This is a genomic window from Sphingomonas suaedae, from assembly GCF_007833215.1.
GTDB lineage: Bacteria > Pseudomonadota > Alphaproteobacteria > Sphingomonadales > Sphingomonadaceae > Sphingomonas > Sphingomonas suaedae.
This window is the reverse complement of the sequence record NZ_CP042239.1, coordinates 2,964,105-2,986,636: the sequence shown is the minus strand read 5'-3', so window position 1 is coordinate 2,986,636 and position 22,532 is coordinate 2,964,105. Positions and strand designations below refer to the sequence as shown.

At 65.5% G+C, this 22,532-nt stretch carries 24 protein-coding genes and 1 pseudogene; 10 read left to right on the top strand and 15 right to left on the bottom strand.

Annotated elements, in window-relative coordinates; genetic code table 11:
• Nucleotides 1–20 precede the first annotated feature (20 nt).
• Nucleotides 21–701 (bottom strand): hypothetical protein, encoded by a 681-nt coding sequence (locus FPZ54_RS14065; RefSeq protein ID WP_186456778.1) that lies wholly within the window; start codon nucleotides 699–701, stop codon nucleotides 21–23.
• On the opposite strand from FPZ54_RS14065, the gene FPZ54_RS14060 reads away from it, so the two are divergent.
• Nucleotides 700–1,299 (top strand): hypothetical protein, encoded by a 600-nt coding sequence (locus FPZ54_RS14060; RefSeq protein ID WP_239019589.1) that lies wholly within the window; start codon nucleotides 700–702, stop codon nucleotides 1,297–1,299. The two genes, FPZ54_RS14065 and FPZ54_RS14060, sit on opposite strands and share 2 nt — an antisense overlap.
• A gap of 27 nt (nucleotides 1,300–1,326) precedes the next feature.
• On the opposite strand, the gene FPZ54_RS14055 is transcribed toward FPZ54_RS14060, so the two are convergent.
• From FPZ54_RS14055 to FPZ54_RS19925, 13 genes and pseudogenes are all read right to left on the bottom strand, one after another.
• The gene (locus FPZ54_RS14055) at nucleotides 1,327–1,758 is read right to left on the bottom strand and encodes a CopG family transcriptional regulator (protein ID WP_145848178.1); all 432 of its coding nucleotides are present in this window, start codon (nucleotides 1,756–1,758) and stop codon (nucleotides 1,327–1,329) included.
• Entirely contained in the window at nucleotides 1,755–3,725 is a 1,971-nt protein-coding gene (locus FPZ54_RS14050) for a conjugal transfer protein TraG (protein ID WP_145848176.1), read from the bottom strand. Before FPZ54_RS14050 ends, FPZ54_RS14055 begins: the two co-directional genes overlap by 4 nt.
• Before the next feature lie 11 nt (nucleotides 3,726–3,736).
• Nucleotides 3,737–5,476 carry a relaxase/mobilization nuclease domain-containing protein gene (locus tag FPZ54_RS14045; protein WP_145848175.1) on the bottom strand — a complete coding sequence of 580 codons (1,740 nt, stop codon included), beginning with the start codon at nucleotides 5,474–5,476 and terminating at the stop codon, nucleotides 3,737–3,739.
• 247 nt (nucleotides 5,477–5,723) lie between these two features.
• Nucleotides 5,724–6,431 carry a lytic transglycosylase domain-containing protein gene (locus tag FPZ54_RS14040; RefSeq protein WP_145848173.1) on the bottom strand — a complete coding sequence of 236 codons (708 nt, stop codon included), beginning with the start codon at nucleotides 6,429–6,431 and terminating at the stop codon, nucleotides 5,724–5,726.
• Nucleotides 6,431–6,775 carry a DUF736 domain-containing protein gene (locus FPZ54_RS14035; protein ID WP_145848171.1) on the bottom strand — a complete coding sequence of 115 codons (345 nt, stop codon included), beginning with the start codon at nucleotides 6,773–6,775 and terminating at the stop codon, nucleotides 6,431–6,433. The genes FPZ54_RS14040 and FPZ54_RS14035 overlap by 1 nt, the downstream gene beginning before the upstream one ends.
• A complete protein-coding gene (locus tag FPZ54_RS14030) occupies nucleotides 6,759–7,355 on the bottom strand; it encodes a S26 family signal peptidase (protein ID WP_145848169.1) in 597 nt (198 codons plus the stop codon). Before FPZ54_RS14030 ends, FPZ54_RS14035 begins: the two co-directional genes overlap by 17 nt.
• A complete protein-coding gene (locus FPZ54_RS14025; RefSeq protein WP_145848167.1) occupies nucleotides 7,352–7,882 on the bottom strand; it encodes a DUF2840 domain-containing protein in 531 nt (176 codons plus the stop codon). Before FPZ54_RS14025 ends, FPZ54_RS14030 begins: the two co-directional genes overlap by 4 nt.
• A complete protein-coding gene (locus FPZ54_RS14020; protein ID WP_145848165.1) occupies nucleotides 7,879–8,154 on the bottom strand; it encodes a helix-turn-helix transcriptional regulator in 276 nt (91 codons plus the stop codon). Before FPZ54_RS14020 ends, FPZ54_RS14025 begins: the two co-directional genes overlap by 4 nt.
• 121 nt (nucleotides 8,155–8,275) lie before the next feature.
• Complete coding sequence (locus FPZ54_RS14015) at nucleotides 8,276–8,845, bottom strand: DNA -binding domain-containing protein (RefSeq protein WP_145848163.1); 570 nt, start codon at nucleotides 8,843–8,845, stop codon at nucleotides 8,276–8,278.
• Between the two features lie 18 nt (nucleotides 8,846–8,863).
• Nucleotides 8,864–9,019, bottom strand: a pseudogene (locus tag FPZ54_RS20360) (transcriptional regulator domain-containing protein); the annotation flags it as partial.
• A 195-nt stretch (nucleotides 9,020–9,214) separates the two neighbouring features.
• The gene (locus FPZ54_RS14010) at nucleotides 9,215–9,538 is read right to left on the bottom strand and encodes a DUF736 domain-containing protein (RefSeq protein WP_145848161.1); all 324 of its coding nucleotides are present in this window, start codon (nucleotides 9,536–9,538) and stop codon (nucleotides 9,215–9,217) included.
• Between the two features lie 529 nt (nucleotides 9,539–10,067).
• Complete coding sequence (locus tag FPZ54_RS14005) at nucleotides 10,068–10,400, bottom strand: DUF4238 domain-containing protein (RefSeq protein ID WP_145848159.1); 333 nt, start codon at nucleotides 10,398–10,400, stop codon at nucleotides 10,068–10,070.
• Nucleotides 10,401–10,450: 50 nt separating this feature from the next.
• Nucleotides 10,451–10,618 carry a hypothetical protein gene (locus FPZ54_RS19925; protein WP_186456777.1) on the bottom strand — a complete coding sequence of 56 codons (168 nt, stop codon included), beginning with the start codon at nucleotides 10,616–10,618 and terminating at the stop codon, nucleotides 10,451–10,453.
• 1,432 nt (nucleotides 10,619–12,050) lie between these two features.
• Here FPZ54_RS19925 and FPZ54_RS14000 point away from each other — a divergent pair.
• The 6 genes from FPZ54_RS14000 to FPZ54_RS13975 all read left to right on the top strand — a co-directional run bounded on the left by FPZ54_RS14000 (nucleotide 12,051) and on the right by FPZ54_RS13975 (nucleotide 17,461).
• Nucleotides 12,051–13,493 carry a radical SAM protein gene (locus tag FPZ54_RS14000; protein ID WP_145848157.1) on the top strand — a complete coding sequence of 481 codons (1,443 nt, stop codon included), beginning with the start codon at nucleotides 12,051–12,053 and terminating at the stop codon, nucleotides 13,491–13,493.
• Entirely contained in the window at nucleotides 13,490–14,563 is a 1,074-nt protein-coding gene (gene hxsC / locus FPZ54_RS13995; RefSeq protein WP_145848155.1) for a His-Xaa-Ser system radical SAM maturase HxsC, read from the top strand. The genes FPZ54_RS14000 and hxsC overlap by 4 nt, the downstream gene beginning before the upstream one ends.
• Nucleotides 14,560–15,138, top strand: a complete 579-nt coding sequence (gene hxsA, locus FPZ54_RS13990; protein ID WP_145848154.1) for a His-Xaa-Ser repeat protein HxsA — start codon at nucleotides 14,560–14,562, stop codon at nucleotides 15,136–15,138. Before hxsC ends, hxsA begins: the two co-directional genes overlap by 4 nt.
• The gene (locus FPZ54_RS13985; protein ID WP_145848152.1) at nucleotides 15,113–15,511 is read left to right on the top strand and encodes a TIGR03982 family His-Xaa-Ser system protein; all 399 of its coding nucleotides are present in this window, start codon (nucleotides 15,113–15,115) and stop codon (nucleotides 15,509–15,511) included. The genes hxsA and FPZ54_RS13985 overlap by 26 nt, the downstream gene beginning before the upstream one ends.
• Entirely contained in the window at nucleotides 15,495–16,784 is a 1,290-nt protein-coding gene (locus tag FPZ54_RS13980; protein WP_222428318.1) for a His-Xaa-Ser system-associated MauG-like protein, read from the top strand. Before FPZ54_RS13985 ends, FPZ54_RS13980 begins: the two co-directional genes overlap by 17 nt.
• Before the next feature lie 86 nt (nucleotides 16,785–16,870).
• Nucleotides 16,871–17,461: a thermonuclease family protein gene (locus FPZ54_RS13975; RefSeq protein WP_222428317.1), complete on the top strand. Its 591-nt coding sequence runs from the start codon at nucleotides 16,871–16,873 to the stop codon at nucleotides 17,459–17,461.
• A gap of 199 nt (nucleotides 17,462–17,660) precedes the next feature.
• On the opposite strand, the gene FPZ54_RS13970 is transcribed toward FPZ54_RS13975, so the two are convergent.
• Nucleotides 17,661–18,290: an IS110 family RNA-guided transposase gene (locus tag FPZ54_RS13970; RefSeq protein ID WP_222428316.1), complete on the bottom strand. Its 630-nt coding sequence runs from the start codon at nucleotides 18,288–18,290 to the stop codon at nucleotides 17,661–17,663.
• A gap of 393 nt (nucleotides 18,291–18,683) precedes the next feature.
• Here FPZ54_RS13970 and FPZ54_RS13965 point away from each other — a divergent pair, with 393 nt between their 5' ends.
• Genes FPZ54_RS13965 through FPZ54_RS13960 form a run of 3 tightly spaced genes read left to right on the top strand, consistent with a single transcriptional unit; the run spans nucleotide 18,684 to nucleotide 22,414 of the window.
• On the top strand, nucleotides 18,684–19,649 hold the full coding sequence (locus FPZ54_RS13965) for an AAA family ATPase (RefSeq protein WP_222428315.1): 966 nt from the start codon (nucleotides 18,684–18,686) through the stop codon (nucleotides 19,647–19,649).
• Entirely contained in the window at nucleotides 19,612–19,890 is a 279-nt protein-coding gene (locus FPZ54_RS20060; RefSeq protein WP_222428314.1) for a hypothetical protein, read from the top strand. The genes FPZ54_RS13965 and FPZ54_RS20060 overlap by 38 nt, the downstream gene beginning before the upstream one ends.
• Complete coding sequence (locus FPZ54_RS13960) at nucleotides 19,883–22,414, top strand: S8 family peptidase (RefSeq protein ID WP_145848150.1); 2,532 nt, start codon at nucleotides 19,883–19,885, stop codon at nucleotides 22,412–22,414. The genes FPZ54_RS20060 and FPZ54_RS13960 overlap by 8 nt, the downstream gene beginning before the upstream one ends.
• Nucleotides 22,415–22,532 lie beyond the last annotated feature (118 nt).

Below are 22,532 nucleotides of genomic sequence, written 5' to 3'. Positions count from 1 at the left end.
ACTCGCATTGAGTCGGTGGCCTAGCTGCCGATGATGATCGGGATTCCCTGATTCTGGGCGGTGATGCGGTCGTGGACCAGACCGGACTGAATCAGATCGGATCGAATTTCGGTCACTACCTCGTAGAGGCTCGACGCCAGCTGGGCGACGCCCGACATGTCGGTCTCATGGGAGCCTTCCAACTCGTACGCATAGCGATGCTTAACGAACAGGTCGGCATATCCTGGCAAATCGTCGGCGAGGGTTTTGCCATGGCGCTGCTGGTAACGTTCGGCGATCGCCGCCTGGGTTTCCGCGGACAGGCGACCATAGAGATCGCCGTGATGATGACCATGAAGATCCTTGCCGGTCTTGCCTTCGGCCGCGAGGAGCGACTTGAGGTAGATTTCCACGACGAACGCCAGCAGCACCAGCGCTGGCGGGAACAGAAATGTCTGACCGTCCCCCCGAAGCTCGAGACAGCGCAACGCGCATTCATGATAGTGGCGGCCGTGCTGAAACATCTGGTCGACCAGCGGCACGGGGCCACGCACACGCACCCGCGATTCAATCCATGCGAGAATGTCGTCGGGAATTTCGGAGGGTCCTGTTGTCATGCCGCCCTTGCCATCGCACGGAGGGTAGAGTCGCTTCGAACGAACGCATAGCGCAAAGTCGAGGATGCTTGGTTGCGCCCGCAGGTCAGCATATGTTGGAGGCATGAATGTAGCCGATCAACTCCCGCGAATATTCCAGGCCAATATCGACCGCTTCTTTCAGCGGATCGTCGTGCCGGTGCTCGAACAACTCCCTATGCACGACCCGCTTGTTAGCGGACAGGCCAGCAGCATGGATGAATTATTGAACCGCTGCTCGGAGCAAGTCGACAATCACACGGCCTTCGAAGCTGCGAGGGCATTCGCGCTGACGATGGATGGGCTGTTCGAGCGCCAGCTTTGCCGGTGGGCCCATACCCATGGTAAAAAGGCCAGCAGCATGGAGACGGCGCTCCCGACATGCGCGGGGATCGCATCTTTCGATCTGGCAACGGCGGGGCTCGTCGATGACCTTAAAGAACTCCATCTGGTCGCCAACGTGGTTCGCCATGGCGAAGGCCGCTCGTGTAAGGAACTACAGGTACTGGCGCCCCAACTCTGGGATGAGGAAGCGTCAGACTATCATGACCTTGCGCCAGGCGCGGCTCCGGCAAGCGACCTGCTTCGGATCAGCGGCGAGGATCTGAGCCGGTATGCACGAGCGATCATACGCTTCTGGGGGCATGCCGACCCTCTTCCTGTGGCGGCGCTGAATCCGCCTTGAAGCCACAGACGGTACACCCGGCTTTGCTCATTGCCGCTTGCCCCCGGCTCCCGCCACGTCTTCCGAAATCTCATTTTTCAGCCGCGGCCCGAACTCCATCCGGCGATTGAGCGTTTCGATGAACCGCTCCCAGCGATCCTTCCCCATCGCCTGCGCGGCCGCGAGGGCGGTGTCCGGCAGCGGCGGATTGTTGACGAGCCAGAAGCGCACGAACAGGGCCAGCGTCTCGTTGCTGAGCTCGACATGCCATGCCAGCCGATCGGCCTGGCGCGATAACCGATCGAGCCGGCGGCTCAGCACCGCCTCAAGATGCTCGCTGCTGTCGCCGGACAGGAAGGACGAAAGCGCGGTCTCCACGACCAGCGCCTGCGTAACGCGCTTTCGCGCAGCGTAGTCCGCGAGCTGCGCCGACAAGTCAGGCGGCAGGCGAAACGTGTGCTTGATCCGCAGCTTGCTCATAGTTCGATCCCGTCGTTCGGATCCAGCGATGCCTGCCGAGCATTGCCGCGCATCGTGTCATTGAGGCGCCGCGCCGTGGCCGCATCGTCGCCGGCGCTATCATCAAACTCGAATTCGCCGGGCGGCGGTGGCGATGGCGGAACGATCTCCTGTTCCTTGGGCAATGCTGGTTCCCGGCGGATGCCGCCATTAGCCGCGTCATCCGACTCGCGTTGCGCTTCGGTTGCGGAATGGGTCCGTCCGGGTATCGGCAGGCCGGTCCAGTCGTTGGCGCGAGCGCCCCGCTTCACCGCCGCTGGCGGGTCGCTGATTCGGGCGGTCAGGCGCCGATCGGCATAATAGCGAGCCTTCATCGCCCGGACCGGATGGACGCCCGCCACCATCACGATCTCGTCGTCGGGCGGCAGCTGCATGATTTCGCCCGGGGTGAGCAACGCGCGCGCGGTCTCGGTGCGCGACACCATGAGGTGGCCAAGCCAGGGCGACAGCCGATGCCCGGCATAGTTCTTCATCGCGCGCATCTCGGTGGCGGTGCCGAGTGCATCGGAGATCCGCTTGGCGGTACGTTCATCGTTGGTCGCGAAGCTCACCCGGACGTGGCAATTGTCGAGGATCGCGTTGTTGGGGCCGTACGCCTTTTCGATCTGGTTGAGCGACTGGGCGATCAGGAACGCCTTCAACCCGTAGCCGGCCATGAAGGCGAGCGCGGACTCGAAGAAATCCAACCGCCCCAGCGCCGGAAACTCGTCGAGCATCAGCAGCACCTTGTGGCGTCTGGTGCTGGGTTTCAGCTCCTCGGTCAGCCGCCGCCCGATCTGATTGAGGAGCAGGCGGATCAGGGGCTTGGTCCGGCTGATGTCGGAGGGCGGCACAACCAGGTACAACGTCGCCGGGCGATCGGCTTCGACCAGATCCGCGATCCGCCACTCGGATCTGCTGGTGACCCGGGCGACAACCGGATCGCGGTAGAGGCCGAGGAACGACATCGCAGTCGAGAGCACGCCCGATCGCTCGTTCTCGGATTTGTTGAGCAGCTCCCGCGCCGCCGACGCGACCACGGGGTGGACGCCGGCCCCGCCCAGGTGCTTGGTCGACATCATCGCGGCGAGCGTCGCCTCGATCGGACGTCGCGGATCGGAAAGGAATGCGGCGACGCCGGCAAGCGTCTTGTCGGGCTCGGCATAAAGGACGTGGAGGATGGCACCGACCAGCAGTGCGTGGCTGGTCTTCTCCCAATGGTTGCGGCGCTCGAGCGAGCCTTCGGGGTCCACGAGCACATCGGCGACATTCTGCACGTCGCGCACTTCCCACTCGCCTTTGCGGACCTCGAGCAACGGATTGTAGGCGGCGGAGGCCGGGTTGGTCGGGTCGAACAGCAGCACCTTGCCGACCCGTGCGCGAAAACCTGCGGTCAGCGTCCAGTTCTCGCCCTTGATGTCGTGGACGATCGCCGAGCCATGCCAGGTCAGCAGTGACGGGATGACGAGGCCGACGCCTTTGCCCGAGCGCGTCGGCGCGAAGCAGAGCACATGCTCGGGTCCGTCATGACGGAGATAGGCGTTGTCGAGCCGGCCGAGCACGACGCCGTCGTCGCCGAGCAGGCCAGCCTGTTCGACTTCGCGTGACGTCGCCCAGCGGGCCGAACCATAGGTCTGCGCGACCTTGAGTTCGCGGGCGCGCCACACCGACATGGCGATCGCCACGACTACCGCCGCGATCCCACCCGAGGCCGCGATATAGGCACCGCGAACGAAGACTGCTGGCGCATAGGCGTCGAAGCTGAACCACCACCAGAAAAAGGCTGGCGGCGGATAGACCGGATAGCGGCGGATGACGAACCAGGGCGGACCGAGTTCGCTCTGATATCCCAGCGCGTCGGCGGTCCATTGCGTGGCGCCCCACACGGCGCCGAGCACGATCAGTAAGACGATCGTGACCTGGCCCCAGAGGATCTTGGTCGATTGCACTTCGGGGTCTCCTATAGGCCAAGGCCGCGGCTGCGGCCGAAGGTCCAGTCGATGCCGCCGCCCGCGGCCATGGTGCCGGTCACGCTCTGGCCGAGCTGGCGATCAAGCGCGGGACGCCAGGGCACGAGCTGAAAGCCGAGCCCGTCGTCGATCATTGCAAAGCGGCCCGAGGCGAGCGTCACTCTTTCCCGGTACGTGCCGGCCACGGCCGATCCCGGCATGGGTTCGTAGGGGGTGAGCCCGGTGCGCTGCGCGATCCGCGCAGCCGCTTCGCGCAGATCGGCTGCGCGCAGCGTATCGACCAGGTTCGGGGCAAGGGCTGCGCGGCCGTCGCGCCGGGATGCCAAACCCTCGGCGATCAAATGCTCTTCGCGCGCCGCCATCGCCTGGCGCACCTCGGCCCCGAAGCCCTGGTTGGCGGGCGCAAAGTCGCGGGCCAGCAGCTGGCGATCGAGCCAGGTCGCACCGCGCGCGGTGACCTGCTGGTCGAGAGGCAAGTCGCTGCGCACCGCAAGCGCGCTGCGCTTTGCACCGCCGCGGTCCTGCCAACTGCGGAGTTCGACGATGGCGCCGGGAGCGGCGTCGCCGGTGAGCTCGAGGTCGCCGAGGCGCAGATGGTGATGTCGGCCATCGACCCCGTCGACGATCGCATAGGCGGTGCCCGTCAGCTCGTCCTGCAGCCCGCGCGCGACCAGCCGACCGATTACCGGAGCGTTGTCGCCGGACGGATGGATTGCGAGCCGCCCCTCGCCGATTGCGTGCCCGGCTTCGCGCATCGCGCGGTGCATCGTCTTGATGATGTCGCCGCGGTCGCCGAGCTCGCGCAGCCTCGACTCGATATCCGGCTTGAGAATCCAGCACGCGGGTCCTGCAGGCGCGGCGACACCGAGCCGCTCCAGCTTCTGGGCGCGGCCAGTCAAAAGTTGCGTGCGGCGGTCAGGGGTAGCTCCCGCCTCTGGCCGCAGGTTGACGATCCCATCCTCGCCGGCGCGCGCGCGCAACGAGCGATCGAGGCTGGTCCAGCGGTCGGCCTCGACTTCGCGCGCCAGGGCCTGGTCGATTTCGCGCGTGCTGCGGGGACCGAGCTCGAGCGTCACGCGAGCTTCGGCGCGATCGCGCATCCCATGGGAAATATAGTCGCGGTCGATCACCAGGTCGGTGCCGTCTTCGGCAACGCCGCGAACCAGGACATGGACGTGCGGATTGTCGGTGTTCCAATGATCGACCGCGACCCAGTCGAGCCGCGTGCCGAGATCCTTCGAGACGTCGTCCATCAGTTCGCGCGTGAACGCCTTCAGCTCGGCAAGCTCGCCGGCATCCTCGGGCGAGACGATGAAGCGGAAATGGTGCCGATCGTCGGTGCAGCGCCCGGCGAACGCGTCGCCGCTCGCCTGGTCGGACCGCGCGTCGAACATCGACGCATCGCGGCCGTCGCGTGTCACGCCGTCGCGCTCGAGATAGGCGATGTGCCGGGCAAGCGGCGCCGAGCGGTATCGCGGCCCCGCGTGCCGCACGACCCGTGCCTTGATCACCACCCGGCGCGACATGGCTGAACGGCGCCCGGTGAGCGCAGCCGAACGGCCGCGCCCCAGTCGTCCGGTGCCGGCGCCACGACGCGCCGACCGCCGCGCGAAGCCGGCACGGGCGGCCGCGCGCCTGACCTGCGCGGCCAGGCTCTGCGGTTTGACGCTGCCCGACCCCCGGCTTCGTCCCTTTCCGGGTTTGACCCGAAAGTCGTCCTCGTCGGTCACGAGTGCACTCCCGGCGAGGCTGCCAGCGCCTCAAGCTCTGATTTTCCAAGAAAAAATCGAGGAGGCGACGGCAGCAGGTGGCAGGCGACGGCGCAAATTCTGCAACAGGAACAACCACATGCGCCCCAGCCGACGGCGGCGCTTTTATCTCGCCATCCCCAGCTACCCTTACCTGCTGCCTTCCGACTGCTTCCCTCGGCCCCTTTCCTGAACTGACCAAGGACATAGATGGCCGCAAACCAGCGGGTCATTTCGGAACTCCTGTCCGAGGCACGAAGATGGAATTTCGCGGCAGCTCGGACGGACGTAAGTCGGGCTTCCGCTGCGGTTCGGGAGACGAAGTTTCGCTTGGTTGATCCGACGATTCCGCTGCAGGTTTGGGCGCGCGAACGAACAGGTCTCCGCGCCGCCACGCGTCGGGATCTGGCAATGCGCGAACGGGAACTGGAGCCGTCCCGCCCATCATCCGCCCCGATAATGTGGCGACATAGGCGATGGTTTCGGGCGGCAGCGGACGGCCGCCGAGATAGGCTTCGTACCGCCCCGGCCCTGCATTATACGCCGCGAGAAAGCCGGGATCGCCGTAGCGGTCGAGCAGTTCGCGAAGATAAGCGGTGCCGGCAAAGATGTTGTCGCATGGGTCGAACGGATCGGCGCCGAGTCCATAGCGCTGGCGCAGCTCGGCCCAGGTTCCAGGCATCAGCTGCATCAATCCCATCGCGCCTTTGGGCGAGACCGCGAAGACTGCGCCGCCGCTTTCGACCGCGATCACCGCGCGAATGAGGGTATCGGGCAAGACAAAGCGTTGGGAAGCGCGTGCGATCGGCGCGTCGAGAGCCATCCCCGACGAACAGGCCGCCGCAGCGGGACGTGCGTGCCCGCCCGCCAGGGCAGCGCCGAGGCATGCCAGCACAGCCAGAAAGCGCTGCTGTCGATGGCCGATCGCACGACGCATTATTGCTGCTCGGTTTCGCGGCGGCGCTGATTGCGCTGCCAGAAGAGCAGATGCGGCTGCCCTTCGATCGAAGGACGGAACAGATTGGCGCGGATCGGGCGGGGGAAAGCGGGATCGTCGATGACGATCGCGACATAAGCTCCGGCCTTCTCGCCGGTGCGCTTCCAGCCCGCGCCGACCTCGGGTCCGTCGCCATTCTCACCGACATGAACGCGGTAGTCGGGCGCATTCCTGATGTCGCCCCGCGTGGCGGGAACGATTGTCAAAGCCGCCCCGATCGTGAAGGTTTCGAGGCGCCCGGCAAAGCCGTCGCCGCGCTCGTGAAATTCACCGATGTTGATCATGAAAGCCTCCGTGAGTGCTCGGTTCAGGGGAGATTTCGCGTCCATCGGACGCGCTTGCCGAGGCGGCTGCGCCGCCGCCGGGAAGCCAAAGTGGATCGAGCACTGCGACAATTCCGCGCGCTGGCACCGGTCCGAAATATCGTCCGTCGAAGCTGGCGTTGGACGCGGGATTGAGGAGGAAAACCTCGCAAGTGCGCAGCAGCCGGCAGCCGCTCCAGCTCGGCAGCGGACGGCCGATGCGGTCGCGCGGCCGTGCCTCGGCGATCCGTTTACCGTCGATCAGAATGGTAAGGCCGGAGCGGCAAACCGTCTGCCCGGCGACCGCTGCGACATGCTTCAGCATGGGCACGCGCAGGGGCAGATAATGGCGTTCCGCCATCAGCCGCGCGACCGGCGCAGGCGCATACGCCGCGACCAGATCGCCAAGTCTGGCGCTGGCCGCAGGCCGCGTCGAATAGAGGCCGATCGGCACACTGGCGCTGGCGTTCCAGACGAGGCGCGGTGCCGGGCGAAGGAACGCCGGGAGGACGACCGCGGCGATCGCGCAATAGCCGGTGAGCATGATACCAAAGCGAGTCATGCCGTGAGCTCACGGCGAAGCAGCCAGGCGCGATGACGCGCCAGCGAATAGGCGCGGGGCGTGTGGCCCGCGATCAGGCGATTATGCGCGTGCCGCCAATAATCGGGCGCGACAGCGCACGGATCGACACCAAGATCCTCGATTTCGTCGATCAATTCCAGGCACGCACGCACCTTCGGCCAGCCGCCGAGGTGAAGGAGCAGTTCGCCGCCGGGAGAGACGCACGGCAAGGTCGAATAGGCTTCGCCGGGGCCGACCGTTCGGACGATATCGAGCCGCGACAGCAAGGTCCCATAGTCGTTGGACGCCCAGCGGACGAACGCGAAAACGTTGTCCGCGGCGAACGAAAGCAGGCGGCGGCGCCGATCGACAACCTGGTCAAGCACCGGAACACCGAAGCGGATCCAGCGCTCGGTGGCTTGCTCGACCCATGTCAGCTCGACCGTGGTTGTCCCCGAAAAGGGAGAGCGTTGTGCTTCCGCAGGGATAGCGACGCGCGGCGGCGCGGAGACGGTGGCCGCGCTCATCGCCGCACCGCGCCCTTCTGGTCGAGCACGCTCGTATCGATGCGCTTGGCGGGGTGGACGGTGCCGGCGGTGGTGTCCGAGGTCGAGCGGCGAACGCCCTGATCGGCCCAGCTCAGCAGGTCCTCGACCGAATAGACGACGCGCCCGCCGAGCTTGCGATAGGCGGGTCCGGTTCCGTAGCAGCGATGCTTCTCAAGCGTGCGCGCCGACAGGCCGACGAGCAGCGCGGCATCGGGTGTTCGCAGCAGGCGCTGTGCGGGCTGGGTGTTCATTCAGGCTCTCCGGGCGTTGGCCCGGCAAGTGCTGAGGGCCCGTTCCAATCACGGGCATCCAATGGCGGCAGATGGTGGGGCCGAGGGAGCGGCCAAAAGCGCCTCCCGGAAAATGTCGCCCCTAGGCTTTGAGCAGCGCGCGATAACCCGACGCGGCAATGTCGCGGGCCTCCGCGACGAGCCGCTGCACACGCCGGCGTTCGCTCGTCGCTTTCCACGAAAGTGCATCGGTTCCGGCAAGCCAGGGATAGACGATGCGAATGCCGATCTCGCGGTTGCTGGCGCCCGCCAGCGACGCGTCGAGGACGCACAGGAGCAACGCCAGCCGCTGGCGCTGCAAGGCGCTCGGCCGCATCGCCTGCGCCGGCTCGGCGAGGCTCAAGCCCGCGAACATGCGGCGCACGGCCTCGCATGAGGCGGCGCCCAGCGGATCGCAAAGCGGCGGCAAAAGGATCGCAAGCGGCGCCCTCTCCTCTGCCGCGCAGACGTGTAACCGATGCCGCACGTCGGCCATGTCGAGCACGAGCTGACGCGTGTAGCCGTCATGAAACTCGGCCAATGGCGCGGCATCGGGGAGCGGCGCGGCGCCGGGGAAATCGCCAGGCACCTGCGCAAGCGAGACGATTTGCGAGGTGCAGTCGGCGCGCCAGATCGCCGGCGTGGACCGCACGGAACGGGCAGGATCGAACAATGTGGTCAGGCCCCAGCGCCGCGCTTGGTCCTGTACAATTCCCGCTGTTCCAGCCGACAACGCATCGCGCGAGGCCGTCCAGGTCGCGCGATAGCGGAGGTTTCGCCGCAGGAATTCCTGCGCGAAATCGGCGCGATCATGCTTCGCGAACCGTTCGGCGGGATGCGCCGGCAGAGGCGGGCGGATGGCGACGGTGCAGGCTCCGGCTCGGGGCTATTCCCGACGCCAGCCCGCCATTTTGCGTCAGCCGGTCGAAGGCCCGGCGACGTCGAGCCCTTCTCCCCCGAAGCGGCCAACGCCGAAAACCACCAGCGAATCCCAGACAAGCGAAAGGCGCCCCGCCGGTCCGGCGGGGCGCCTTGGCCTCGATCAGTCGTTGCTGGAGCGCCGAGGGCGCGACCAGATCAGGCTGTGGGCCTCACCGCCTTCGTCCTCGAAGAGGTTCGCGAAGATGGGCTGGGTGAAGCTGGGATCGTCGAGCTTGACCGAGAGATAGTCGCGCTGCTCGGCGGAAGTCTTGGCCCAGGCGGCGCCGATTTCCGCGCGGCCGACATAGACCCGGTGGGTGGGTGCGTTCTCGTTGGCGCGATTGTCCTCCGGAACGATGCGGACGCCCTTTGCCTGGACGCTGAGGGTCACGATCGAGCCCTGAAACTCTTCGCCGACCTTCTTGAAGTTGCCGATATTCGCCATGGTACTAGTCCTTGATTTTCGGGACCGCCCCATGCGGCCTCGATGGCGTCCAAGGGCCGGGTGCGCATGACGCCGCAGCTTTGCCCGAAGCGAAGCGAAGGACTGAGGAAACGGGCTTTCTTGTCTCGCGAGGAATGGGCACAGCCCAGGGGAAGAAAGTTTGGAGACGCAGTTGCGGCTAGTCAGGCGAGGCGCAGCCGTCGCCCGGCCAGACAGCCATCAACGAGGCCACAGGGGCGGCCTGGCAGCACTGGACGAACGTGGCGAACCCACGCACATCACGGCCGTCGGCAAGGGAGGGGCCGCCTTGTGATCCCACGCCGGCATGGGTCCGAACCCCCCGGAGAAACCGCCTGTAACGAGAGGCCCCCTCACGGTCTAAGCTCCGCCGCGCATTTCGGTGCCCCACGACAAACCAGCCCTCGAAGTGCCGATCCGATGGGCAGCGGACACCCGCCAACCGCCGCGTCGACAATCTCTTCGGTGTCTAGAGCGATGAGGCATATGCCAAATTGCCCTCGCCCGGCGCTCAGGTCCTGACAGTTGAGGCCAAGGCGCTCCGCCCGGCCGGCGGCGCCAATGGCAGGGGGACCGAGCGATCAGCGGACGCCAGTGCCGAATGGATGACTGCGCGGTTCGCCAGCTGCGTCTCGACGATATTCGGATCGACGCGCTCGATATCGACGCGGTGATAGTCCCGGCGGGCCGCCACGTTGCGCGGCCAGGTCTTGAAGGACTTCTGTTCCTTGAGATCGAACACGGACAGCCAGCCGTCCTTCGAGCGCGGCGTCGCAAAGCCCTTCAGATAATACTGCGGCACGAAATGATGATTTCGCGCACCGCCGCGCGGGCCCTTGTCCATGAAGCCGCATCGCCGGGAAACGGACGCCCGGCCACGCCATCAGTGCATGATCAGCGCGCGAAGGGATCGTATTCGCGGACGATCAGCGATGGGTCACCGTCGAACTCTTGGGCTTCGGCGACGCCGAACTTGCCGCCGTCGATCCGGAAAACCACGACGATGGTCATGAGGGTCCGCGCGAGGCTCCAGGCGTTTCTTTGGGCGAGGTTCAGCGGCATTTCGAAGCTCCTGTCTCGGAGCGAGGACCGTCCCCGCTCGACAGGCGCCCGAAGTGTCCGGCGCACGGCCGCAATCACCGCGCAACCGCAGGCAAGCGGCCGCATGCACAGCATAGCGGACCCTTTACGGGTTGATGGCGTCAGGCCGTTCGCCGGGCCAAGGAAGTGCCTCCAAGAGCGGGGACGCGTGCGGAGCGAACAGCGGTCGAGGTGGAATAGCCCATCCTCAGAGCAACGAGCGCGGCGCTAAGCTGAGCCGATTTCGCGGCCTCTGGCTTGGCTTTCGAGGAGTGTGGAATCACCCGGCGTCGTTGTCGTGCACGCGGGATAGTCGTCGATGCCCCTGCCGATGCACCGTATCGCATCGGCCTGAATGAGGCGGAAGAGTGCCATATCGACCGCGCCGCGGCTGCTAAAGTCGAGGAAGTGCCTCGGCGTGAACACTCAGCCGCGTTCGTTGTCGCGGATGCGCTTCATGATCCCATCGGCCAATGCAGACATGGGTACGCCCGTCCCCGTTAGATAACAGCGTGGCTATTGCTAACAAGATACCCCTCCAGTGTTAGGATTAAGGTACGGATTTCATACAGCTTATCGGCACCCATCTACCCCCAAAGCGCCCTAATGTTTACGCGTACCCACGAGCATCGGTTTCGCGACCAGCGGTGGCTGAGCGAATGCCCACTGGGATCAGGCGCCTCGAGATCTCGAAACAGGCGCCGACATCACCTGATCCCCGTCGCAGGCCAACAAAAAGCGCACTCTCGCGAAAGGCCGGCCGGCAGGACGGCGTGCGCGCGGGCCTGTGGGCCAGCCGCCGTCCTGACCTCCGGCCGCGCGAGCGTGCCACGCGGCAACAAAAAGGAATGCGAACCCTGGTGGCGCCAAAGGCGCCGCCAGTGCGCGCTCCGCTGGTCCCCGCGTTCCATAGACGTGACCGAAATTGGGCCATGAAGAGACGGTCAGGTTCCGGGTGGCCAACACTGGAGAGCCGCCGTTCCCGTTCGCATCCTGAATTGTGCCATCGCGGCGGGCCCGGACTTCCGGCAAGTACAGATAGGGCAAGCGTCCGCGTTCTGTGCCGAGGTCTGCAAAGTCCTGCCAGCGCAAATCATGCGTGCCCGAAACAGCTACCGGTTTGGTGCATCCCTTGGTCACGCCCGCCCCGCGGCCGACCCAGCCCCGGGGGCTCCGCTCGAACCGCGTCGTGACGCTGACAGAAACAAGCACTCGTTGACGACCGCTCGCGATTCCGCCGCCGCGAAGCGTGAGCAGTTTTCGACACAATCTCTCCGAAACGGATGCAATTCCCGACCGTTCGATCTTTGCCTCGCGATACGCCGACATGATAGCGCGCCAAAAGCAGTCGGTTCTTTCCAATAGCGCGTAAGTCAGCGTAGGCTGCACGGGTGGTGCAAGGGGGGCTGCGGCGATGGCGACGTTGGTTGAGGAGCAATCGCATCATGTGCACGACGGCGAGGCGGTACCTCCGCTGCGCCAGCGCGCGCTGAACGGCTGTTCGCTGGTGACCGATCGCGCCGGGCGCTTCCTGCTCGGCGCGCCTGACTTTGCCAAGCGGCTGCGCGACCGTCGGCCGAGTGCAGCCGACAAAGTGCTACTCGAGGCGCATGGCCTTTGGCCCCGTTCACAGCTTGAACAGCTTGCCGCGCGGTTCGCGGCGCAACGACGGCAATGCGCGGCTGGACCGCTCGACTATCTCATCCTGGTGCCGACGCTGCGCTGCAATCTGAGCTGCAGCTATTGCCAGGTGTCGCGCGCCGCGCTCGATGCGAGCGGCCATGACTGGACGCCCGATACACTCGCGCAGGTGCTCACGCTTGTGCGCGGACTCGAAGCACCAACGGTCAAGATCGAGTTTCAGGGAGGCGAGCCGACGCTTCGCCCCGATCTCATTCGCGCCGTCATGAACGCAGTGCCGGACGGGGTCGAGGCCAGTTTCGTCATCTGCACCAATCTGCAGCGGCTGGACGCGGATCTGCTCGCGCTGTTCGACCGGCCTGATGTCCAGATCAGCACGTCGCTCGACGGCGCAGCCGATGTGCACGCGCGGCAGCGGCATGGCGAGAGGGATGCGATCACCCCGTTTCTCGCCAATCTCGACCTGGTGCTGCGCCGCTACGGACCGGGCAAGGTCTCGGCGCTGCCGACAGTCGATCCGGTGGCGCCACCTGTGATCGAAACACTGGTCGAGGCGTTCGTGGCGCGCGGGTTCACCTCGATCTATCTCCGCCCGATCAATTATCAGGGTTTCGCGCGCAAGCGCCATCCGCGCGCGATCGAAGTCGGCGCGGCGTGGCGAGACTATCATACAGCGTTCATCCGCCACCTGATCGAGCGCAACTGGGCGGACCGTAGCCAGCTGATTGAAGAAAGTTATTTTAGCTTGCTGTTGCGCCGCATCTTCCGGCCAGGTGAGGATCGGCACGTCGATCTGCGCAGCCCGAACCCAATGGGCCGCGACTATATCGTGATCGACCATGATGGACTGGCCTATCCCTCCGACGAGGCGCGCATGCTGACGCGGGCGGGGGTGATCGATCTGGCGATCGGCACCGCGGCGAATTGGGACACGCCGGCACGCGCTGCCCTCGAGGCCGCCGCGACCAATGCCGACAATCCCGATTGCGAACACTGCGTCTACCAGCCTTTTTGCGGGCGCGACATCTTCGACGATCTGTCACGCTACGGTACGATAGCCCTGCCGCGGCCCGATACCGACTTTTGCCGCCGCCACCTCGATTTGTTCGACCTCGCGTTCGAGCTCATCCATGACACCGACCCGGTCGTGCAATATTCGCTGCGGCGCTGGCTGGGCCTGCCCGGCGATGATCTAACGCTTGGACACCCGGCATGATCGCGCTCGCGCTGCCGGCGCAAAGCGACGCACGCGCGCCGTTCGTAACGCGGCTTGCGGCCACGCGATCGGACCGCACGACCGACAGCTTTTGCCTGTCGAGCAGCGCCGAACACAGCCTGTGGTGTGGCGCCAACGGCTTGATGGAGATCGCGCACCCGCGCGCGGCGCTACTGGGCGACATCGTGCTGGTCGATCCTGCCGCGCGCCGCGTCGAGCGGCTCATCCGCGCGACCTCGCGGCACAATACGCTGCTCGTGACCGAGCGCTGCGACCAGCTTTGCGTGATGTGTTCGCAGCCACCCAGAAAAACCCATGTCGATCGCTTCGATCTGCTGACCCAGGCGTGCCTGCTTGCCCCGCACGGGATGACGATCGGGATCAGCGGGGGCGAACCGACGCTGTATCTCCCGCAGTTGCTCGCGTTGGTCGAAACCGTGCGCGCCGCGCGCGACGATGTTCAGTTTCATATCCTCAGCAATGGCCAGCATTTTACGCAAGCTCATGTCGAACGGCTGCGCTCGCCCGTCTATCGCGGCGTCACCTGGGGCATCCCGCTTTATGCCGCTCAGCCTTACGATCATGACTCGATCGTCGGCAAGCAGGGTGCATATGACCGGCTCGAACAATCGCTCGTGCATCTGCTGCGCGCCGGCGCGCGGATCGAGCTGCGCACGGTCGTGACCCGCGACACGCTGCCGGGCTTGCTTTCGCTTGCACGCGCGGTCACGCTCAACCTCGCCCATATCGAGCAATGGTCGATCATGGGGCTCGAAAATATCGGCTTTGCGCGCCAGCGATGGGATGCACTGCAGGTTGATCTGCGCACGGGCTTTGCGCCCCTGGCTGCTGCGATCGACCGGGCGATCCTGCACGGGGTACCGGTGCGGCTGTTCAACATGCCGCTTTGCCAAGTGCCGCCCGCCTATCGCCATCTCGCGGTCGCCTCGATTTCGGACTGGAAGCAGCGGTTCGCCAAAGCCTGCGACGGCTGCAGCGCGAAGCCGGACTGTTCGGGCTTTTTCGAATGGCATCCCGATATACTCGTTGAGGAGGTCACGCCGCTATGAAGAAGGGACGCTTCCTCATCTCAACGCTGGTGATGGCCGGCATCGTCCCCGTTTCGCCGGCCCAGGCGGATACAAGCGGCATGGGTAGCGGCGCTGCGCCGCCCGATCCCGACGACGCGCTGGTCAAGCGTTTCACGCTTGAACATCGGTTCCTGCTCGCGCAGCACCGCTCGCATTCGAGCCATTCCTCCCACAGCAGCCATCGCTCGGGCTCGACAGGCCGCCCCCGTGCCCCCGCTTATACGCCGCCGCCGCCCCGTCGCCCGCGCGCGACGCCCGCCCCTGCGCCCGCGCCGTCGCGCAACGAGCGCAGCACGCCACGCCAGTCGATCCTGCCCGCTTCGCCCGAGACCGCGCCACGCGCGGTGGCGCCGAGCAGCGCGCAAATCAGCTCGGTGGTGCGCCAGGTGCAGATCGCATTGCTGGCGCGCAGTTATTATCGCGGTGCAATCGACGGCCTGGTCGGGCGCGAGACGCGCGCCGCACTCACGCGCTTCCAGACCGATAACGGCCTTGACGTGACTGGCACGATTACCCCCGAGACGCTCGATGCGCTTGGCATTGCCGCGCAATAGGTTCCTCACGCATGGCGTCGCGCTGGTCGCCGGGGTCATGGGCGCCTGGGTGGCGTTGCCGCTTTGGCGCGAAGCGGTCATGGCCCTCAACCAGACCCGCTATGGCGTGCTGGTCGAGCAATGCGATGGCGCGATGCGCGACCATTATCAGGCCAAGGCGCAGGCTGCCGAGGCGCCTTCGCGCGCGAGCGGGATGGCGCTGCAGGCAAGCGAGGTCGGGCTCATCATCTGCCAGGACTATGACCTGTACCAGAAGCGGCTGATGCAATGGGGATTGCGCGAGACCGAGCTCGGCCAGATGCGGCTCAAGGCGATTGAAGCGCGCGCCGATGATCTCGACGAGGTAGTGAGCACGCATGAAATTCGTTTCTAGTTGCTGCCTCGCACTCGCCGCGCTCCTGTTAACGGCTGCGGTGCTTGCCGCATGCGGGCGCCAGGACGATGCACAACAGACGCCGAGCCGCAGTTCGCCGCCAGCCGATCCGGTGCGCGAGGCGATGCGGCTCGCGACCTTGCGCCGCGTGGCGCTCGCCAATGGCTTCGTTCGCGCTAGCGAGCTGAGGATTCCGGTCGAGCAGGCCCGCCGCGAGGTCGGCGCGTTGATTTTCGATTCGACGATCATGAGTCTCAATGGCGATATCAGCTGCCGCGACTGTCACCGCGACGAGTTCGGCTCGACCGACGGGCTTCCCAATGCGTTCGGCGCCGGCGCCAAGGGCATCGGCCGCGAACGCATGCATAGCGGCGGCAAAATCCTTCCCCGCAACGTGCTCCCCTTCTGGGGCCGAGGCGGCAAGGGCTTTGACACGCTGTTCTGGGACGGCCGCGTCCGCCTGGATGGCGAGCGCATCATCAGCCAGTTCGGCGACAAGCCGCCATCACGCGACCCACTGATCGTGGCAGCGCATCTCCCGTCGGTGGAAATTCGCGAGATGGTGATCGACACGCCCGACATCCACGAGCGCCTGGTCCAGGAAGATGTGGCTGGCGCGCATCGTCTCCAGGCCGAGCTCGCGCGGCGCTTTGCTGGCGATCGAACGATCGGACCCAAACTCGCCGCAGCCTATGGCGTGGCACCTGAACACCTGACCTTCGGCGAGGTCGTCGATGCGCTCGCTGCGTTCATCCGCGACGAATTTCGCATTCGCCCGACGAAACTCGAGCGTTTCGTGTTCGAACAGGGCGCGATCTCCAAGGACGAGTTGGCTGGCGGGCTGCTCTTCTATGGCCGCGGCCGCTGCTCGGCCTGCCACGGCGGCCCCTATTTCAGCGATCTTGGCTTCCATGCGGTTGCCTTTCCGCAAGCAGGCTTCGGCAAGAATGGATTCGGGGTCGATGAAGGACGCTATAATGCGACGCTCGATCCCAAGGACCGCTTCCTGTTCCGCACCCCGCCGCTCTACAATGTGTCCAAGACCGCGCCCTATTCGCACTCGGGTTCGGTGGTGCGGCTTGAGGATGCGATCGTCGCCCATTTCGACCCCTTGCGCCTGGTCGACCCGGCCAAAATGAGCGCGCGTGCGCGGGCCGATCTGTATGCGCGAATGGGGCCGGCTTCGCGCGAGCCGCTGCCCAGCGCGCTTAGCGATGAAGAAGTGCGGCAGCTCGTCGCATTCCTGCGCATGCTCGACTTTGCACAGCGGTGAGTGGCGGGCGCCCGCCCGCGCTGGCAATTGCCAGCCTGCTGCTGGGCTCGTGCGCTCCAACGCCCGCGCAGAGCGGTTCGCAGCAGGTGACCGGTGTTGCGAAAGTCAGCGATGGCGACACGTTGGTGATCGCAGGCGAGCGCGTAAGGCTATTTGGCATTGACGCGCCGGAGCACGGGCAGCGCTGCGGGCCGGCACGCACGCCGTGTGACATCGAGGCGAGCGAGGCCCTGCGCCGTCTGACCGCTGGCAACCGGGTCACCTGCAACTGGCGCGAGCGCGACCGCTATGACCGGCCGCTCGGAACCTGCCGCGTCGGCAAGCGCGATCTGAACGCGGCGATGGTGGCCCAAGGGTGGGCGATCGCCTATCGCCGCTACAGCGAGGCTTATGTGCGCGAAGAAGCGACGGCGCGCGCCGCGCAGCTCGGCTTGTGGCGGACCGGTTTCGAGCCGCCCGAAGCCTATCGCGCAAGCAAGCGCCAGGCGCTGCCGCCACAAGTGCCGCCGCGCGCAGATTGTCCGATCAAGGGCAATATCGCCACATCCGGCGCCCGAATCTATCATCTGCCGAGCGCACAGGGCTATGATCAAGTGCGCATCAACCTTGGGGAAGGCGAGCGGTGGTTCTGCTCAGCCAGCGAGGCTGAAGCCGCTGGCTGGCGGCCGCGGCGCTAGCGGTTCGCTGCGGCGCGCCGCGACCGTCGTCGCTGCGGAGTAACTGGTCGAGCTGCTCGGGCAGCGGCGCAGCGTCCGCTGGCGCGTCCGTTGTCTCGTTCATCTCCTCAATCGCAGAATTCATGCCGGTCTCGTCCGTTTTGTTCGCATCCGGCGCCAGCGGTCCGACACCGGGGATATCCATCAGCCTACCTCCGAGCTAGGTCCGCCGCGCACTCGCGAGCACGCGACGGTCGTTCTCAAGGATCTGCTGCTTCACGACTTCGAGCTGCGCTGCCAGCATCTGCAGACAAAGGCGTGCATCCTCCGGGATGCGATCGTCGCCGGCATCGGCAACCACCTGGAGTAGGCGGTCGACGCCGAGCCTGCCGACTGGAGCAACCCCGCCGAACTCAGAGATGTGAGCGCGGATCGCGTTCGAGATCTGCGTACGCCGCCGGTTCAGCATCAGCCGCACCCGGTGCAACATCATCAAGCTCTGCTGCTCAGGGCTCTTCACCGCGACGAAACGCATTGTCGGGCGCGTCACTGCCTCGCAGATCGCCTCGGCATCGGCAGCGTCGTTCTTCCCGCGCTTGACGTAGGGCTTCACATACTGTGCCGGCATCAGCTTCAAATCGTGACCTAGCGCGGTCAGCTCGCGTGCCCAGTAATGTGAGTTGTTGCAGGCCTCGATGCCGACAAGACACGGCGGCAGCTTCGCAAAGAATGGCAGCATCCTCGCCCGTGTCAGCCGGCGGCGGATCAGAACCTCGCCATCCGCAGCAACTCCATGCACCTGGAACACCAACTTCGCGATATCTAGACCGATCGTCGCAACCTTGTCCATTGTGGCTCTCCTTCCAGCTCAACCCCGCGGACTATACCGCAGGAGGGGGTGGAGAGCCGTCCACAGCATCAGTTGCAGACGATGCGGTCGCGCCCAATCCAGACCTCCATCTGTCCCGGCGGCGTCGACGGTCTGAGGAGGGTTTTCTGTGCATCGGGGATAAGCCTGCTGAAGCACCTTGTCGGCCTGAGGAGAAACTACGCGTCCATGTGACCTCCCGCTGAATGACATCGGCGCTTTTTCCCAGATTCTGATGAGCTTTTCACCGATTCGATTCGGCCTAATGCCGATTCAGGGCGCCGAAACGCCGATACACCCCTCATTAAAACTTGCTGAATCGTCGACAGAGCGATATCAACGCCGGAAATCGAGTTGGTATTGGGATTTCGGCTTATGGAACATTTCGCGGTCGTACAGAGCATCGTGCGGGCAGCGCGTAGCGGTGACCGTGAAGGGCTCGAGCGGCAGGTTTCGCGGCTCCGTGAGCGGCTGGAGAAGGGCGGTGCGGTCAAGGAGGCTGCGGCGCTCCGCCGGCTCGAACGTCTAGAGTTTGAGGCGCAGGATCTGGCGCCAAGTCGGGTAGAAGTCTCGCGAGCGATGGTGTCTGGCGAGACACTGACCCGCGACGTCAGCCCGCCGATCGACCGGGAAACGGGCGCGGTGCTCTGCTCGATCAGCTTCGGCAGTCCGGACCTCGTTGTCCCGATCTACGGTGATGCGATCGGCTCGACTGTCGAGGGGCTCTTGCAGGAATGGAGCAACGAAGCCGCCCTGCGCGAGGTCGGCGTCGAGCCGACGCGTTCGCTGCTCATCTTCGGGCCGCCCGGATCGGGCAAGACCGTGACGGCGCATTATATCGCGGCGCGCCTGCAGTTGCCGCTCGTGACGGCTCGAATTGACGGGCTGATCTCGTCCTTTCTGGGGACGACCGCGCGCAATATCGCCAATCTCTTCGATTTCGCCAACCGCTACGCCTGCATCCTGCTCCTCGACGAGTTCGATGCGCTCGCGAAGCTGCGCGATGACGCGCAGGAGATCGGAGAGATCAAAAGGGTAGTGAATTCGCTGCTGCAAAATCTCGACCGCCGCCGTGAGCGGGGAATCACGATCGCGATCACAAACCATGACCGGCTGCTCGATCCGGCTGTCTGGCGACGCTTCGAAACGCAGGTGCATGTCGGCGAACCCGAGGCCGTGGCACGCGAGCGAATGATTGCCCCGCTTCCTGCAGCCGGTCCAGGCCGAGCTGTCGACGATACGAATCTTTTCTTACTGCCTGGATGGCAGTTCCGGCGCGGATATCGAGCGGCTTTGCGCGACCGTGAAGCGACACCTGGCGTTAAGCGGCGAGTCGCATGACGGCCCCGGACTGTTTCGCGCGCTCGGCGCGGTGCTGGCCAGGGCGCCTGCCCAGGGCGGTCGCCCGGCGCGGATACTTGCCTTCGATCCCGAAGCCTTTGTCAGCCTGATCGCCAATGATGCCGACCTGGGGCTGAAGCAGACCGAGATTGGTGAGGCGACGGGTTATGGCCAGTCGCGCATCAGCGATCTCAAGCGATCGCGCAAGCATGCCGCGCTGATGGACCAAGCCCATGGCTAACAACCCGGTCCAGATCATCCTCAACGATCGGGACTTTCATCAGGCCCCGGAACCGGCGCAGCCCCCGCGCAACAAGGATTTTTTCGAGAAGGCAGACGCGGCCTTTGCCGCCCACAGGGCGTCGCTGCTGGACGCAGTGGACGCGATCATCGCGCAGTTGCGGGCGAGCCCATACGGTCCGCTTGCCTATCTAAGGGTACAGATGCGCAGCGAGGCCCTGGCAAAATCCTACCGCCCGGTCTGGTGGCTCTTCAAACGTGACCAGTTTCCGTGCGTCGGGGCCGAGGGCGTCGGCACGCTCTATTTCGAGGCGCCGCTCATCTACTTGCCGGCGCTGCGCGCCCGGATCGAGGCCGCCGAGCTCGTCGTCGAGACCAAATACCGGCAGGCAGACGGCGCGCCCTACAAGGCTCCGACGGCGGCACGCGCCGAGGTGGGTGCGATCGAATCGCTCGAGATCGCCCCGCCCGAGCGCAAGCGCAGCTTCTCGGTATCGGCTGCGCTCGCCGCGCTCAACGATCCCCGCGCGGTTTCGGGCTATCAGATCGAGCTGTTCCACGCGCCTGCCGACCCGGTGATCGCCGACGATCCGATCGGCCGGGGCGCTCTGCTGAGAAGTTTTGAGGGAATGCTGATCGGCCTTGGACCTGGCGCGCGCGCGTTCATCCAGCGCTCGATCGGGCGCACGCCTGTTCTTGAGCTTCAGCTCACGACCGACGGCCAGCCGGCGCTCATCGACAACCGCTCCAGCCCCGTCGGCGGGGAGATCGCACCGGCCCTGCCAGCTACGAGCGTGGATCGAAGCCCGGACCGGCATGAGGCCGCGCTTAACGCGCTCCAAGCCCATCCGCTGGTGCGCGCAGTCCTGCCGCCGATTCTCCTTCAGATCGAGGACGAGCAGACCCCGCCACCCTCGGACCTCGGTCTCGACCTGACCCCGTATCCGATCGCGATCCCCGGGCCGGTCGCGGACGCAACCTATCCGATTGTCGGCGTGATCGACTCCGGGGTGGCGGCCGCGCTCGACGACTGGGTCGCGGGACGGTTTGACTATCTCGCCCCGGGCGAGTTCGACGCCGTTCACGGCACCGCCGTCGCCGGCCTCGTGAGCGTCCCGCGCCTCACCAATCCGGCCTCAGTCGTGGCCGATCCGGACGGTTGCAGAATCTTCGACGTGCCGCTGTTTCCCTCTGGGCCGTTCTCCGCGCGCTATCGCGGGTTCGTCGATTTTCTCGAGGAGGTCGAACAGGCGGTTTCCGAAGGCCAACGCGAACACGGCGTGCGCATCTTCAATCTGTCGATCAATGCAGTGTCCGATGTCGAGCGGTACCGGTACAGCATCTACGCTTCGCGGCTCGATCAGATCGCCGACGCGTACGGCGTTATCTTCGTCAACACCGTCGGCAATCTCGCCCGTGCTCAGGCCCGCGCGCCCTGGTCGAAAAAGCCCGGCGAGACCGTGCGGTATTTCTCGTCGCGGACCACATCAGATACGATCTACAAGCCTTCCGAAAGCGTGCGCGCTATTTCGGTCGGCGCGATCAATCCGCCGCAGACTGCGCATCTCGAAGGCGCGCCCACCGTGTACACAACCCGGGGACCCGGATTGCAGGTCGGCGTGAAGCCTGACGTCGTTGCCTATGGCGGCGCGGGCGTCACGGCTCCGGGCGCCTCGACGGGCCTCTCCTCAATTGACGTCGAGGGTCGGCGGCAGGATGTGGTCGGCACAAGCTTCGCAGCGCCTCTCGTCTCCCGGACTCTGGCCGGCCTCGATGCAGCAACTAACGGCGGACTCAACGTCGAGGCATTGCGCGCGATGCTGCTGCACCATTCAACCCTCCCCGAACCCCTCAGACGGCGAAGCCTGAAGGATCTCGCGCGGCAATTCGCGGGGTTCGGCCAGCCGGCTTCTGTCGTCGACATGCTCGAGACTGGCGATCACCAGATCACCTTGCTGTTCCAGAGCCGGCTGAGCATCGGCGAGCGCAAGCCGGTCATCCTGCGCTTTCCCTTCGCGTGGCCGGCAAGCATGGCGGACAGCGAGGGCAAATGCTCGGGGCGTGCGCGCATCACGCTCGTCTACGCTCCACCTCTCGACCCCGCGTTCGGCGCTGAGTTTGTGCGGGTAAACCTCGAGGCGTCGCTCAAACAGTTGCAGACCGAGCCCAGCAAGGATGGTAGCCCCCGTTTCCTCAATCAGATCGACCCGCTCTATTATCCAAAGTCGGCTCATCTCGCGGTCCCCGAGAAGGCTCTGATTGACCACGGGCTGAAATGGTGGCCGTCGAAACAATATCTCTCAACGTTCAGCGAGCTTGGCGCCTCCTCACAGTGGCGGCTCGAGGTTACCAGCCTCGTGCGGGCCGAAACCCGCTTCCCAGCAGAGGGGGTTCCATTCGCGGTGTTGCTCACGATCGAGGATCCCAAAGGCCAAGCCCCGGTGTTTCGGGAACTGCGTCAACATCTGCAGACGGGCCAGGCCAACGCGCAGGACGTGCGTACCGCGGTCCGCGTGCGCGCCTGACCCAAAATTACCGGAGGGTTTATCCACACGCTGCCCAGTCCCGGGAAAGGATTCGGATCCTGCGTCTTCACCGTCCCGAAGGAAAGTTGGGGGCTCTGCGGACCGACTCGCTGTCGAT

Coding starts and splice junctions, on each gene's coding strand:
- FPZ54_RS14060 (WP_239019589.1), top strand. CDS start 700: ATGAATGTAGCCGATCAACTCCCGCGAATATTCCAGGCCAATATCGAC.
- FPZ54_RS14065 (WP_186456778.1), bottom strand. CDS start 701: ATGCCTCCAACATATGCTGACCTGCGGGCGCAACCAAGCATCCTCGAC.
- FPZ54_RS14055 (WP_145848178.1), bottom strand. CDS start 1,758: ATGAGCAAGCTGCGGATCAAGCACACGTTTCGCCTGCCGCCTGACTTG.
- FPZ54_RS14040 (WP_145848173.1), bottom strand. CDS start 6,431: ATGCGTCGTGCGATCGGCCATCGACAGCAGCGCTTTCTGGCTGTGCTG.
- FPZ54_RS14035 (WP_145848171.1), bottom strand. CDS start 6,775: ATGATCAACATCGGTGAATTTCACGAGCGCGGCGACGGCTTTGCCGGG.
- FPZ54_RS14030 (WP_145848169.1), bottom strand. CDS start 7,355: ATGACTCGCTTTGGTATCATGCTCACCGGCTATTGCGCGATCGCCGCG.
- FPZ54_RS14025 (WP_145848167.1), bottom strand. CDS start 7,882: ATGAGCGCGGCCACCGTCTCCGCGCCGCCGCGCGTCGCTATCCCTGCG.
- FPZ54_RS14020 (WP_145848165.1), bottom strand. CDS start 8,154: ATGAACACCCAGCCCGCACAGCGCCTGCTGCGAACACCCGATGCCGCG.
- FPZ54_RS14010 (WP_145848161.1), bottom strand. CDS start 9,538: ATGGCGAATATCGGCAACTTCAAGAAGGTCGGCGAAGAGTTTCAGGGC.
- FPZ54_RS14005 (WP_145848159.1), bottom strand. CDS start 10,400: ATGGACAAGGGCCCGCGCGGCGGTGCGCGAAATCATCATTTCGTGCCG.
- FPZ54_RS19925 (WP_186456777.1), bottom strand. CDS start 10,618: ATGCCGCTGAACCTCGCCCAAAGAAACGCCTGGAGCCTCGCGCGGACC.
- FPZ54_RS14000 (WP_145848157.1), top strand. CDS start 12,051: ATGGCGACGTTGGTTGAGGAGCAATCGCATCATGTGCACGACGGCGAG.
- hxsC (WP_145848155.1), top strand. CDS start 13,490: ATGATCGCGCTCGCGCTGCCGGCGCAAAGCGACGCACGCGCGCCGTTC.
- hxsA (WP_145848154.1), top strand. CDS start 14,560: ATGAAGAAGGGACGCTTCCTCATCTCAACGCTGGTGATGGCCGGCATC.
- FPZ54_RS13985 (WP_145848152.1), top strand. CDS start 15,113: ATGCGCTTGGCATTGCCGCGCAATAGGTTCCTCACGCATGGCGTCGCG.
- FPZ54_RS13980 (WP_222428318.1), top strand. CDS start 15,495: ATGAAATTCGTTTCTAGTTGCTGCCTCGCACTCGCCGCGCTCCTGTTA.
- FPZ54_RS13970 (WP_222428316.1), bottom strand. CDS start 18,290: ATGGACAAGGTTGCGACGATCGGTCTAGATATCGCGAAGTTGGTGTTC.
- FPZ54_RS13965 (WP_222428315.1), top strand. CDS start 18,684: ATGGAACATTTCGCGGTCGTACAGAGCATCGTGCGGGCAGCGCGTAGC.
- FPZ54_RS13960 (WP_145848150.1), top strand. CDS start 19,883: ATGGCTAACAACCCGGTCCAGATCATCCTCAACGATCGGGACTTTCAT.